This window comes from Wenzhouxiangella sediminis (assembly GCF_003410055.1).
Taxonomy (GTDB): domain Bacteria; phylum Pseudomonadota; class Gammaproteobacteria; order Xanthomonadales; family Wenzhouxiangellaceae; genus Wenzhouxiangella; species Wenzhouxiangella sediminis.
The window spans coordinates 1-12,604 of record NZ_QUZK01000024.1; the positions used below are offsets into that span (position 1 = coordinate 1).

Consider the following 12,604-nt stretch of genomic DNA (forward strand, 5'->3'; position numbering starts at 1 on the left):
GCTCCAGAGGCCCTCGGGCGGTTCTTCCTCGGCCCCAGACAGCTTCCCGCGCTTGTCGGGATGAAAAACCAGGACACCCACGAAATTCCTGACCGAAAGGCGCTTGTCCCAGGTGGTGGCACGTCTGGATCTGCTGATGGGGAGGCTAGTGGGGTGGGAAATCGCCCAAAAATTTCTGGATCTAGGTGCCTGGCCCGGGATTGCCCGTGAGGAGCCGCCCGGCGCCGTCGGCTCCGGGCGAAGTGTTGCGCATGAAGCCGCTGCCAGGGTATCGGCTGTTCTCGAAGCTTCTTGAGGGGGCAAATCAGCACACTCACGATTTCTAGTCCAATTGCGTTTTCGTGGGCGGCGCGGGTAGTCTCGGAGAACCTGTCGCACGGGCTTCCCGGCCCGGTGGGCTGAACCATGTTCACAAGACTGATGCTTGCCGTACTTGCGTGGCTGCTGAGTTCGCTGGCTTTCGCCGTCTGTTACGTCGACGTCGATGCGGGCGGTGCCAACGGCGGCACCTCCTGGGCGGATGCCTACGTCGACTTGCAGTCGGCCATGACGAATGCCGACTGCGATGAAGTCTGGATCGCCGAAGGGGTCTACAAGCCGGTCGTACCAGCCGATGCGCAGAACGTGACGCCGGCGGAGCGGGCCACGAGTTTCGAGCTGGTCCGGCCAGTGCGCCTCTACGGCGGCTTCTCGGGCGACGAGACGGACGTGGACCAGCGTGATCCGGCCGCCCACGTCACGGTGTTGTCCGGCGATATCGACGACAACGATACGGTTGATTCGCGCGGCGTGACGGCGCATTTCAGCGATATCGTGGGTTCGAATACGACCCACGTGCTCCGTGCGGTCTTCGGTGGTGTGGCTTCGCCGGCGGGCCCGGATACGCTGATCGACGGCCTCACGGTCACCGCGGGAACGACCGTCAATTTCCAACCTGGCGGGGGCTTCCAGTGCTATCCGCCATCCGTGGTTTTGTTTGCGGGTCCCGTCTGCAGTTTCCGTATGAGCCGGGTAATCTTTCAGGGCAACCGGTCCTCGGACGCCGGCGGCGGCTTGGCCGTTGTCGTGCTCACCTCGGGCGTGGCCAATCCCGACCTGGTGAACGTTCGCTTCATCGGCAATCGCGCCGTGTCCAGTGGCGGTGGGCTGTTTCTTCGGGCGAGCAGCGGCAGTGTGTTGACGGGCTCGATCAGCCGCGCGACTTTTCGTGGAAACGAGGCCGGTGACGAAGGTGGCGGCCTGTCCCTGCGTGCGAGTGGGGCTTTTGCGGCCCCCGAGATCACCAATACAACGTTCTTTGGCAACTCGACATCGGGCTTCGGCGGTGCGATCGCCACCTACGTGTCGGGCGAAACCGGCGGCACCATCCCTGAAACCAGCGGTGCCGAGCCCTATCTGACCAATGTGACGGTGTCCGGCAACCACGCCGAATCGGGCGGCGGCGCGATTTCGATCCAGAACTTCAACAGCGAGACGCTGGCACGCGGCGGCGTGTTCAATCGCATGATCATCTGGGGTAATACCGCGACGTCCGGCCCGGCCGGTTTCCAGTTCAGGAATGACCCGCTCCGGATGACCGTGACGAACTCCGTTGTGCAAGGTAGCTGCCCGAACAATTGCTACGAAGCCGTTTCCGGCGACCCCATGCTCGGGCCGCCGCAAAGCTCGCCGGCGTTCGGAACCGTTCTGCTTCCCGGCGCCAACGGCGCGGCAGTCGATGCGGCAAGCTGCATTTTCGCCAATGACCAGCGCGGCCAGCCGAGACCTTCGGGTGTGTCATGCGACCTGGGTGCGGTGGAGCTGACGCCCCAGGAGCTGCAGGAGGTTTTCAAGGATCGGTTTCAGGCTGAGGGCTGAGCCGGATCGAGTGTTTATGCCGGAACAGCGGAGAATCTAGGGCATCCACGATTTCTCCTGTGTCACAATTCCAGGCTCTTGGCCGACAGGCTTTATTGACAAGATAAGGGAGTTTCAATGATTATCGAAGCCGCGTTGGCTGCGGGCCTAAGTTGTGCCCAGCTGCCGGGGATCGACGGGAATGTGGACGACCTGGACAGACAGGCTGTCGCACAGGTGCTCGAGGCGGAACCCGATTGCGGGAAGGCTCACCTCACGCTGGGGCGTATGACCTATGCGTCGGAAACAGTTGATGAAAGCATCGATCACCTTGAGGCCGCCGCCGAACGGATGCCGCCGAATTCGGAACTGCAGCGGATGTTGGGGGAAATCTATCTGATGCGCGCCGGAATGGAGTCCTCCCTGGGGGACGCGCGCAGAGGCAGGAAGCGTCTGCGCAAGGCGGTCGACATCGATCCCATGAACCTGGACGCGCGCGAATCCCTGGCCGGCTTTCTCGCCGGTGCGCCCTGGATCGCGGGGGGTGACATGGGCGAGGCGGACGAACAAGCCGAGTTCATCCGCGAGCACGATGCAGAGCGTGGAGTGAGGGTGCTTGCGCAGAATCGCCTGGCAGACGACGAGACGGAAGACGCGGTTGCGTTGCTCGAGGCCGCGCTTTCGGAGCATCCGGACTGGGACTCGCTCGTTGTGCCCCTGGGTATTGGCTATCAGGAGCTGGAGCAGTATGCCAAGGCATTCGAAGTGCTTGAATCGTATGCCGGCCGCCCAGAGACGGATCCGATGGTGGTTTACCAGCTTGGCCGAACAGCGGCGTTATCAGGTGAGAACCTGGTCGAAGGCCGGGCGGCAATGACGCGCTATATCGAAATGAGAGCAGCGGATGAAGACCTGGCCGTTCCACTGGCGCCTGCCTGGTGGCGTCTGGGCATGATCGAGAGCCTGGGCGGTGACACGGAGGCCGCGCGAGAGGCTTTCGAAAAGGCGCTGGAGTTCAATCCCGATTTTGAGCCAGCGCGGGAGGCGCTGCAGGCGCTCTGACCTGCTGATGCGATCGGCGGGTTCAGGGCGAACTCCCCAGACACGCCCTTCATCCGTGCATGACGCCATTCGGCATTCGCTTCTTGCGCTTCTCGCGCAAGGCGCAACTACTCCATTGCCTATGCTGATGCCGGTTATCGAAGTGCTTGCCAGAGCGCTCGTTTATGCCGCACAAGTATGACCGCCGCACGTACCGGCTCACACAATGGGAGAAGCCGGGCTCCTCGGCGCTGACCAGTTGGCTGCGTGGATAAGCCATGGCATGCTCCTGCCACCCGCTCGGGCACGGGAAATCGCAAGAATGCCGCGTCGGGCGGTAGGAAAAGTCCTACAGACTGTGGGTGTTCCGGATTTCCTTCCGGATTTCCGAGTGCTCCGGATTTCCGCTGGGTTTCCGAGTTTACGGAGTCCTGATTTTTTACTCCGAGTGTAGTGAATCGGGCGCTGCTGCAACTAATGTTGTAGAAGACAGAGAAATCCTGGAGAACTACACCATGAAAGCAGACTCTAGCCAGAAGATCCCCGCGCCAAGCCGGGAGATGGGGTACTTGATTGGCGCCATCATCGGATTTGTGTTCGCAATCGCGATATTCGCGCTGACCGAGCAAGTCGTCGTCGCGATTGCGGCTTCGGTCCCGATCGGGCTAACGCTGGGAATCGCTCTCGCCGAACAACCGATTCAAGAGCGACCCGGTCGACGAAAGAGACTTTTCCTGAGTATTGCCGTGCTGATAGGCATTGTTGCATTCGGATCCATCATCGTCCTTGTGCGTTGAAAGCGGTTGATTCAAGTCAATCCCACCTCGCAAGTTCGTTGAATAGAATGCCTCATGGCAGGCTCTCAAGCTGATCGGCGAGATTTCATGGCCAGGATCCGAGACAACATCGGAATCCTGCACAAGGTCTGCTCGGTGTACGCCCAATCGCACGCAGACCGAGAAGATCTGCATCAGGATATCGTGCTGCAGCTCTGGCGGTCATACCCATCATTCAGCGGAGACTCCCGATTTTCGACCTGGATGTATCGAGTGGCCCTGAATACGGCACTGACTCGGGTGCGCAAGCCCGCTCCCATGCAGTTCATGGAGGCAGGGGATCTCGACTTGTTTCCAGCACCGCCTGCCGATTCGGATCGTCCGGACAAGATCGCGAAGATGTACAGTGCGATCCGGGCCCTCAATGCTGTAGATCGTGCCATTGTTCTACTGTGGCTCGACGATCTCACCTACCGGGAGATCGGGGCGAGTCTCGGCCTGTCCGAAAAGAACGTTGGCGTCAAGCTTTCAAGAATCAAGACGAAGCTCGCTGAGACCGTCGAACGGAGTCAGGATGGCGGACAGAGACCTGGACGACTTCAAGCAGTGGTGGAAGGGCCACGATCAGAGCGCGCCGGAACCCCTGGGCGACAGGCGGTTGTCGCTGTTCCTGCGCTCCAGCTCTGGAACGCTGGGGTCCGGGCTCCTGAGAAATGCCTGGTTTGACTTTGCACTGAAAGTCGCCATTCTGGCGACATTGATTCTGGCGTTTCTGGTTTCCAGCAATGCGCGAGAGGCGATAGTTCCGTTTCTTGTCGTCTGGTCCGCCTGTGCCGTCGGCTTGGTCGCTCAGCTAAGGGTCATCGCCGCCATTCCTCGTCTGAATCTCGGCAGCTCGACGACGGTTGATGTTCATCGAAAGTTGGTCGATTTCTACGAGCGCCACGCCCTGATGGCCACGCTGGTTCAGTCCATGACCGGGCCCCTGCTCTTCGTCACGGGCACGATGCTGTTTTTCCTCTGGAAATACGCCGGATTCCCCCAGTTCGATCACCAGGACTTCATGGTCTTCGGCAGCGGAACGCTGCTCAGTTTCGCTTTGTCTTTCTTTCCGCTGAGGGGTATCAGCCAACGTCAACGCCGCTACATCACAGCCAATCTCAGCGAGCTGGAAGGCGAAGAGCTCGATGCAGACCGCATCAGCGCGCACCGTTCCGGGTCTAATCGCCTTTTTCTCATGCTCCTGATCCTCGTGCTCTCCGGCTTGGCGGTGCTGTTCTACTTCATTATTGGAAGGAGCTAGTCGCGATATGCAGTACTCGATCATTTCCTGGACAAGCGCACGAATTGCGCTCTTTATCACTGTCGGTCTGATGAATACCGTGCTCATCCGCCCGGAGGATGTCCATACATTCAAGCACTATCTGGGCATGATTTTGCTGACGATCGGCCTGGCCGAAGGCGGCTACCTGGTCTTTCGTAGAATCCACCGTGCGCTTGAAGCTCGCAGTGGCAAAAGCCAGGACACCCACGACTCTCGTTCGTAGCGCCTTGCCTTGCACAACCTGGTCATGCCATTTTCGGATGGTGACTTGGTAGCCGAAACCAGCAAAATCCAGGGCCCAAAATCCAGGACACCCACGAAACGCCTGACGGAGTAACCTTTGTGCCGGGTGGTGACGCGTCAGAATCCCCGCGGAGCGAGGCCACCTCGGTGGCAGACAGCTTGCGGCGTCCTTCGAGATGGGCCTGGAACCCGGTCCAGCGGATCAGATCGATGGAGCTGGATTCCCTCAGGTCGCCGAGCTGTGTCAATCCATGATACAAATCCGGCATGGGCCAGATCACCTCGCTATTTGTTTACAAGGTCATTGACCAGGCTCACCATGAGCAAGACAAGCGCGAGTTGCTGGAGTCCATTGGCATCGATCCTGATGCCCCCGTGGACCCAAGGATGATGGTCGCGGACACTGATTACTACGCCTTCTTCGAAAGGGTCGCCCGAAGCCACCCGAACGGAACGCTATTGCCGCTGCGCACGGGCGCATCGATGCGTTGTGCGGAATACGGGGCATTCGGGCTTGCATGGAAGTCCGCGTTGGATCTGCGGGGTTCATTCAGGAGAGCCGAACGCTACGCTCGCGTACTTTCGAGTGTCTCGACCTACCACGTCCGGGAAGACAACGACGGCGTCTATATGGAGTTGCGCCGCGACGGTGACCGTTCGAATGCGGGGCTCAGGTTGTCCAACGAGGCGACGATCGCAAGTATCGTCGCGATCAGTCAAGAAGTCTCGTCCAGGACGTTTCAGGCTGAAGCGGTTTTTTTCAAGCACGATGCGCCGAAGACGCCACACGTCCACGAGAATCACTTCGGATGCGCCGTTCACTTTGGCGCGGACAGGGACGCCCTGCTGGTTTCGCGCCAAATGGTGGAGACGCCGAACAAACTGGGCGACCCGGATATCGTCAAATTCTTTGACACACAACTGGATACGGAGTTGTCCCGGTTCGAAGAGGGTTCGTCCTTCGAACGGCGCGTGCGCAACCAGATTGCGCAATTGCTTAGCCAGGGCACCCCGCAAATTTCGGAAGTAGCGTCCTGTTTCGCGATCAGCGGTCGCACCTTGCAGAGACGTCTCTCGAACAGGGGGAACTCATTCACAACGCTCGTTGACGAATCGCGACGGGAACTGGCAGAGCGCCTGTTGAGAGACACGGCCTACCCGCTCGCCGAGGTCGCCTTTCTGACCGGATTCTCGGAGCAAAGCGCTTTCAATCGTGCGTTCAAGCGCTGGGCGGGGCAAACACCGCGTTCGTACCGCCTCGCTGTCCACGATGCGACCGACGACTAGTCCAATTGGCGCGCTGAGTCAAAAAGCCGGCGCACGCCATCAAGAATGACCCGCCTGATCAGGAGATGATTTGCCCGCAACCTGAATCAACGGGAACAAATCATGAACCTGAATTCGATCACGAATGCGCCTCAGGAAGGCCTGGTCCTCGTCCTGGGTGGTACGGGAAAGACCGGCCATAGAATCGCGACACTGCTGGAAGCAAGGGGCATTCCGACCCGAATCGGATCACGCTCCGTTGTTCCGGCATTCGACTGGAGCAACGAGGCAAACTGGGACGAGTGCCTCGATGGCGTAAAAGCGGCGTACATCAGCTATTCGCCGGACCTGGCGATGCCGGGAGCGAGCGATTCCATCCGGGCGTTTGTCGACAAGGCCCGCCGCCACGGTCTCGAACGCCTGGTTCTGCTCTCCGGTCGCGGCGAGGAAGAGGCCCAGGCCTGCGAACGGATCGTGCAGGACAGCGGCATCGACTGGACCGTCGTCCGTGCCAGCTGGTTCAATCAGAACTTTTCCGAGGGCGCATTCCTCGAAATGGTCCAGTCGGGACAGATCACGCTGCCGGACGTCGATACGCCGGAGCCGTACGTCGATGCGGACGATATTGCCGAGGTGGCAGTGGCCGCGCTTACCGAACCCGGCCATGCGGGCGAGATCTATGAGGTGACCGGGCCCCGAATGCTGACCCTCTCTGAAATCGCCGCCGAGCTATCGCAGGCAACCGGCGAGGACATTGCCTACGTGCCGATTCCCCATGATGCGTTCATCACAGGCGTTGCAGAATCCGGTGCACCGAAAGACGTGGTGTGGATGCTGGACTACCTGTTCTCAACGGTCATGGACGGCCGCAATTCACACCTGACGGATGGTGTGCAGCGCGCGCTTGGGCGTCCTCCACGAGACTTCACGGATTTTGCGCGGGCGTCCGCGGCAAGCGGTGTCTGGAGGAAAGTCGCATGACCAGCTCTACACCGGCCTCACAGGCCGTCCCCAACGAAATGATCGTTCGTCGATTCGTAGACGAGGTGTTAAACAACGACGACGATTCTGCCATGTCGGATCTGGTGCATCGGGACTATCGCCATCTGACTCCAGACGGAGAGTTGCGCGGGCGGGATGGCCTGAAGGCGCTCTTCGACGACTACCGTGGTGGCCTGCCTGATCTGAACGTGGTGATCGACGACCTGGTGGTGTCGGGAGACAAGGTCGTGACTTCCATAAGGCTGACCGGCACACATTCCAGCGATCTTCTGGGGATTCCCGCCACGGGTAAGCTGCTGAGAGTGCACGGAATGGTGCTCAGTCGTCTTGAGGACGGGAAGATCATCGAGGAATGGGAAATCCTGGACCTGCTTGGTATGTTTCGTCAGCTCGGCGTAGTTTCACTTCCAGAACGATGAAAACCGCAATATTGACATTGGCACTGATCGCTATCCCCGGGCCGGTAATCGCGGATGCTCCACGATCGGTCGATCCCGTCCAGGACAGCCAGCGCATCGTTGCCGAAGCGCACGAGATAGTGCGTTCCTATCACGAGCTGGGCTGGTTTTCGGGATCGGTGCTATTGGCCAAGGAGGGCAAGCCGATCTACACGGAATCCGTGGGGTTTGCGGACCGGAAAGCCGCGGTACCGAACCGGCTCGAAACCAGGTACAACCTCGGTTCGATCATGAAGAATTTCACGGCCGTACTGGTCCTCCAGCAAGTCGAGCGAGGGGCGATCGGCATGGACGACAGCCTCCATTCATTCGACCTCGGGTTTCCCGCCGACGTGGCAAAGAAGGTGACAGTGCGTCATTTGCTCAATCACCAGTCGGGGTTTACGGGTGCCTTCCCATCCGCGTACCGGGAGAACCCGCTGGCGTTCAGGACGATCGACGAAAAAATCGCACTTCTGCGCGACGCTCCGCTGCTGTTCGAGCCGGGAACGGACCATCGCTATTCGAATTACGGCTATGTGGTCCTCGGCGCGATACTGGAGAAGGCCACCGGCGAATCGTTCTCCGATCTGTTGCGGAAGAATATTTTCGATCCCCTGAAGCTTCACGACTCCGTCTATCCCTACCGGGCGAGCGCTCCCAACCAGTCGTTGCGCTACACATTCAATTATGACAAGGAGCAGGTTCTCGTCGGTGTCACCGAACACCACAGTCCAGACGGTGGTATCGAGTCGACGGTAGCAGACGTGCTGACTTTCTATCGAGCCCTGTTTTACGGAGATGTGCTGCTTTCTCACGCCAACCCCGTAGTCGCCGAGTATTTTGCAATCCACGGTCAATACTGGTCCTCATTCGGCGGTGGTGCGGGCGTCAGTTCTGCGGTCGAACTCGATCTCGCCAATGACTACCAGGTAATCGTCCTGGCAAATACAGACGGGCTGGTTGCTGAAGAGATCTCGGGGAGAATCTACTCGTACATCCAGACGGGCACCTATGAACCCATACGGCTTCCGCCCGTCGTTTACGCGTGGGAGCAGTACGTCGAAATGGGCGCGGATGCCTTCACGGCCGGGTTTGTGGCGAGGTATGAGTCTGCAGGCTATGACCGCTTCGTGGGGCGGACGCTGAATGAACTGGGCATGTCACTGGTCAACGATGAGAAATGGCATGACGCGTTCAATATCTTCGGAACGCTCGTCGAGTTGTTTCCGGATGCGCCCCAGGCCTATGACAGCCTGGCCTATGCACGCTTCCGGTCGGGCGATGCCAGGCAAGCCCGGGAGACCTTTTCACTGGCGCTCAGGCTGCAACCCACGTTTTCAAGCGACTATTCGACTGATAACTACGGCTATCCTGTAAACCGATAGGCCGTTCCGGCTCTCTTCATTGGAGGTGCGAATTGAACCTGAACTTTCTATTGCTCGGACTGGCCGGACTTTTCGCCGCTCAAGCGGCAGCTGCGTCGGATAGCCTGGTGATCCAGAACGTCAGTATCGTAAGCCCTGAGCTGGCAGTGGCAGTCCCTGGGCAGGCGGTGCGCATCATTGATGGCCGCATCGTCGAAATCGGAGCCAGCCCCTTGATCGTGTCGGAGGGAGAGGCGGTGCTGGAGGGCAAGGGGCGCTATCTGGCTCCAGGATTGACGGACAGCCATCACCATGTGTCCTTTGTGCCGGGTATGGGCGCGGCCGGTTTGCCGCCCGCCAGCGAGTATCCTGAACTGGTGGCCGTCTACCTGGCGCAGCAGCCCCGCAGCCTGCTCTATCATGGCGTCACGCAGGTTCTGGACCCTGCGCCGCTGACCGGGTGGGAGGCCTTCACCGATCAGCCTCAGCATCCTGACCTCTTGCGCTGTGGTGAGATTCCAGGCCCCCATGACGGCTATCCGCTGAACCAGCGCGAGGGCGAACGGGCCCACGCTGTCTATCCCTATGCCGTCGACACCGCCGCAGAAGCGGCTTCGGTGATCGCGCGAATCCAGGCGGACGGTGCGGTCTGTGTGAAGATCTACCTTGAAGACGGTTTCGGCGCGGCCAGCGAATGGCCGCTGATGAGCGATGGGACCCTGGACGCCATCGTCGCCGAGGCGGAGGCACGCTCCATGCCTGTTCTGGTTCATGCGAACGCCATCGATATGTATCAGATCGCACTTGACCACGGCGTTGGCGTCATGGCTCACGGTCTGTGGAATTGGCAATGGCCGGATGGCGAGCCGCCCGTTGTGGAGACGCTGGACCGGGTGATCGAGAGCGGGGCGGGCTATATGCCAACCTTGAGGGTGATGGCGGGGTTGGCGGATCATGTGCGGCCTGGCGCGCTGGATAACCCGGATCTGGCTCCTGTCACCCCGGCTCCTTTGATGGCGTTTTATCGCGCAGGCGGTGCGGACTGGTTCGCCGATGAGCTGGCGTCCGACTTTCCCGCCGAAATGCCGCGAGACGAGATCGCCGACATTTTCGGGTTCGGCGTGCAGCGCGGACATCAGGCGCTTGGCTATGTTCATGGTCAGGATCACCCAATCATGCTCGCCAGCGATTGCCCCGGCAGCCCGACCGCCGTCAACCAGCCTGGCCTGTGCACGCTTTATGAGATGGAAGCCATGGCCGAAGCCGGGATGAGCCCGGCAGACATACTCCGCTCTGGCACGCTGACCATCGCCGAGCAATTTGGCGTGGACAGCACTTATGGACGTGTCGCGACGGGCTTCGCGGCCAATCTTGTGCTGTTGAACGACAATCCCTTAGAGGACGTCGCCGCCTGGCAAGAAATCGAGTTCGTAATTTTGCATGGCGCGGTGATCGAGCGCTCCTCGCTTCGCGCGCGATGAACTCCCTGAGCAGGTGATGGTTCTTGAAGTGAATAGGGCGCTGAGGCTGCAACCCACGTTTTCAAGTACTTATTCGACTGATAACCACGGCAATCCTGCAAACCGTTAGGCTGCTACGGCCCTCTTCATTGGAGGTGTGACTTGAACCTGAATTTTCTATTGCTCGGACTGGCCGGACTTCTCGCCGCAACCCAGGTCGGCGCGGCCCAATATCCCCTGCTGGATGGCCGGTGCGACGAGTATCCAGATCTTGGTGCCCGTGTCGTCGCTGAGAGCGAGATTATCTCCGTGCTTTTCTTCCAGGACGCTGATTACGTGTGGCTGTGCTACACGCTTCCGGACGACAGCTACGGCACGCTCGATCTTGAGGTGGATTCGCCGGGCTTGGCCGACCCGGTCAACCTGCATGTCTCCGCGCAACTCGGTGAGTGGCGGGTCGATCACCCCGAAGAGGTTCCAACGAGCGCGGCAAGCGATCGTTGGTGGAAAGTTCAGGGCTGGTGGTCAAATGCAGTGTCCTGGAACGGAACGCGGGAGACGGATGACGGCCCGCGCCAGAATTTCCGGGCGTCCGAAGGCCGCGAACTTCAGCTGTCCAAGGCTCGATTCGGAAGAGGGTCCTGGCGACTGAGGTTCGCGATCGGCTCAGTACGTGATACCGACGGCGAAATGAAACGGATTGTGCTCCCCCCAGAAGAAAGAGAGCCGGTTGTCGTCGAGATCTTCTGAGTGAGGAAAGCCGGGGCACCCTTCTAAAGGCGGCGATCCGCTCCAAGGGCGCGCCGCTTAGCGCAGACGATATGCAGGAGCCAAGCATGAACGAAGTCAGCTTAGCCAAAAGCTCATTCTTGAAAAGCCATTGGTTTTGGCCAGTGGCAGTTGCGGTATGCGTTTTTGATGCATCCGTGCTTGTATTGGACGGCTGGCGGTCACCGCAACTCAAGGAATTTGGTGTCCTGTTTGACTTGGCCATCCTTTTGCCGCTCCTGTACCTGATCTGTTATCGGGGCACGGGTAAAAGGGCTCTTGTTAGGTGCCTTGCCATGGCATGTCTGGGTATCTGGGCTGCGGGGCACATCGTGCCTGACGAAAATCATGCAATCCTAAGCGAAGTGGGCTTTCTCCGCTATATCGGGTTGGCTGTTCTCGTCGCCATTGAAATCCGGATTGGCGTTGAAATATTCAAGTTGGCGTTTCGCTCAGGGAGCAATAGCGAAAGCGATGCAGCCATACAGCAAAAGGCGGAAGAAGAGGGGGTTCCAGCCTGGGTTGCCAAGTTGATGGCATGGGAGTCCAGGGTATGGCGAAAGGTCTGGACAATCTTTCGCAGGTGAAAGCGAGACTGCATGACAGATGATTCAGGCAGGAACCAGGAGGCCCAAGGATATCCCGGCCTGGAGAGGGGCTCAGTGGGCCGCCGGTATCCGTTCTCGATCATTTCCGTACCTCGTGAACGGCCGCGACTCCATCGCGTACAGCGTGATTGACGACTCCGCCATATTTTGTTCCAATCAGCGCCGCCCTTCATACTGGTAAATATGCCCATGAAAAAAGTCGTCGGTGGTTTTTTCGCGATCGCGGTTGCCATCAGCTCGCCCCAGGTGTAAAAAAGCCAGAGAAAAAACCAAGACACCGTGAATTGCCAGAATGACCGCGACACCTGAAGCTCCGGGTTATCACGGGTTTTCGCTACCAGGTTCTTGCGGAGGATCACGCCTCCATTACAATCCGATACCCGTTGTGTTTGCGAATATTCAGCACTCGATTGTCGTCGAAGATCAGGTACTGCCCCTTGATGCCGGCGAGGCGGCCTTCGATTTGCGGCTGTTTG

General features: G+C 59.4%; 13 protein-coding genes and 1 pseudogene. 13 read left to right on the forward strand and 1 reads right to left on the reverse strand.

The window, feature by feature from the left end:
- Positions 1 to 546: 546 nt before the first annotated feature.
- The 13 genes and pseudogenes from DZC52_RS05840 to DZC52_RS05895 all read left to right on the forward strand — a co-directional run bounded on the left by DZC52_RS05840 (position 547) and on the right by DZC52_RS05895 (position 12,107).
- Entirely contained in the window at positions 547 to 1,857 is a 1,311-nt protein-coding gene (locus DZC52_RS05840) for a choice-of-anchor Q domain-containing protein (protein WP_181918801.1), read from the forward strand.
- Positions 1,858 to 1,974: 117 nt separating this feature from the next.
- A complete protein-coding gene (locus DZC52_RS05845) occupies positions 1,975 to 2,898 on the forward strand; it encodes a tetratricopeptide repeat protein (protein ID WP_116650193.1) in 924 nt (307 codons plus the stop codon).
- Between the two features lie 494 nt (positions 2,899 to 3,392).
- Entirely contained in the window at positions 3,393 to 3,674 is a 282-nt protein-coding gene (locus tag DZC52_RS05850; RefSeq protein ID WP_116650194.1) for a hypothetical protein, read from the forward strand.
- 87 nt (positions 3,675 to 3,761) lie between these two features.
- Positions 3,762 to 4,196: pseudogene (locus DZC52_RS15950) on the forward strand (sigma-70 family RNA polymerase sigma factor); the annotation flags it as partial.
- Positions 4,197 to 4,227: 31 nt separating this feature from the next.
- Entirely contained in the window at positions 4,228 to 4,956 is a 729-nt protein-coding gene (locus DZC52_RS05860; protein ID WP_245960773.1) for a hypothetical protein, read from the forward strand.
- 7 nt (positions 4,957 to 4,963) lie between these two features.
- A complete protein-coding gene (locus DZC52_RS15370) occupies positions 4,964 to 5,200 on the forward strand; it encodes a hypothetical protein (RefSeq protein ID WP_147307621.1) in 237 nt (78 codons plus the stop codon).
- A gap of 287 nt (positions 5,201 to 5,487) precedes the next feature.
- Complete coding sequence (locus DZC52_RS05865; RefSeq protein WP_116650196.1) at positions 5,488 to 6,507, forward strand: AraC family transcriptional regulator; 1,020 nt, start codon at positions 5,488 to 5,490, stop codon at positions 6,505 to 6,507.
- A 102-nt stretch (positions 6,508 to 6,609) separates the two neighbouring features.
- On the forward strand, positions 6,610 to 7,467 hold the full coding sequence (locus DZC52_RS05870; RefSeq protein WP_116650197.1) for an NmrA family NAD(P)-binding protein: 858 nt from the start codon (positions 6,610 to 6,612) through the stop codon (positions 7,465 to 7,467).
- Positions 7,464 to 7,907 carry an ester cyclase gene (locus tag DZC52_RS05875; protein ID WP_220338280.1) on the forward strand — a complete coding sequence of 148 codons (444 nt, stop codon included), beginning with the start codon at positions 7,464 to 7,466 and terminating at the stop codon, positions 7,905 to 7,907. Before DZC52_RS05870 ends, DZC52_RS05875 begins: the two co-directional genes overlap by 4 nt.
- Entirely contained in the window at positions 7,904 to 9,313 is a 1,410-nt protein-coding gene (locus DZC52_RS05880; protein WP_181918802.1) for a serine hydrolase, read from the forward strand. The genes DZC52_RS05875 and DZC52_RS05880 overlap by 4 nt, the downstream gene beginning before the upstream one ends.
- A 32-nt stretch (positions 9,314 to 9,345) precedes the next feature.
- Positions 9,346 to 10,773 (forward strand): amidohydrolase family protein, encoded by a 1,428-nt coding sequence (locus DZC52_RS05885; RefSeq protein ID WP_220338281.1) that lies wholly within the window; start codon positions 9,346 to 9,348, stop codon positions 10,771 to 10,773.
- A gap of 141 nt (positions 10,774 to 10,914) precedes the next feature.
- Entirely contained in the window at positions 10,915 to 11,502 is a 588-nt protein-coding gene (locus DZC52_RS05890; RefSeq protein ID WP_147307622.1) for a hypothetical protein, read from the forward strand.
- Positions 11,503 to 11,588: 86 nt separating this feature from the next.
- A complete protein-coding gene (locus DZC52_RS05895) occupies positions 11,589 to 12,107 on the forward strand; it encodes a hypothetical protein (protein ID WP_147307623.1) in 519 nt (172 codons plus the stop codon).
- A 376-nt stretch (positions 12,108 to 12,483) separates the two neighbouring features.
- On the opposite strand, the gene DZC52_RS15955 is transcribed toward DZC52_RS05895, so the two are convergent.
- Positions 12,484 to 12,591, reverse strand: coding sequence for a DUF2797 domain-containing protein (locus tag DZC52_RS15955; protein WP_425451383.1), 108 nt, complete (start codon positions 12,589 to 12,591; stop codon positions 12,484 to 12,486).
- Positions 12,592 to 12,604: the final 13 nt, after the last annotated feature.

Bases quoted from the DNA above. Each gene is read 5' to 3' on its own strand.
- DZC52_RS05840 (WP_181918801.1), top strand. From the start codon at position 547: ATGACGAATGCCGACTGCGATGAAGTCTGGATCGCCGAAGGGGTCTAC.
- DZC52_RS05860 (WP_245960773.1), top strand. From the start codon at position 4,228: ATGGCGGACAGAGACCTGGACGACTTCAAGCAGTGGTGGAAGGGCCAC.
- DZC52_RS15370 (WP_147307621.1), top strand. From the start codon at position 4,964: ATGCAGTACTCGATCATTTCCTGGACAAGCGCACGAATTGCGCTCTTT.
- DZC52_RS05895 (WP_147307623.1), top strand. From the start codon at position 11,589: ATGAACGAAGTCAGCTTAGCCAAAAGCTCATTCTTGAAAAGCCATTGG.
- DZC52_RS05845 (WP_116650193.1), top strand. From the start codon at position 1,975: ATGATTATCGAAGCCGCGTTGGCTGCGGGCCTAAGTTGTGCCCAGCTG.
- DZC52_RS05865 (WP_116650196.1), top strand. From the start codon at position 5,488: ATGGGCCAGATCACCTCGCTATTTGTTTACAAGGTCATTGACCAGGCT.
- DZC52_RS05880 (WP_181918802.1), top strand. From the start codon at position 7,904: ATGAAAACCGCAATATTGACATTGGCACTGATCGCTATCCCCGGGCCG.
- DZC52_RS05850 (WP_116650194.1), top strand. From the start codon at position 3,393: ATGAAAGCAGACTCTAGCCAGAAGATCCCCGCGCCAAGCCGGGAGATG.
- DZC52_RS05870 (WP_116650197.1), top strand. From the start codon at position 6,610: ATGAACCTGAATTCGATCACGAATGCGCCTCAGGAAGGCCTGGTCCTC.
- DZC52_RS05875 (WP_220338280.1), top strand. From the start codon at position 7,464: ATGACCAGCTCTACACCGGCCTCACAGGCCGTCCCCAACGAAATGATC.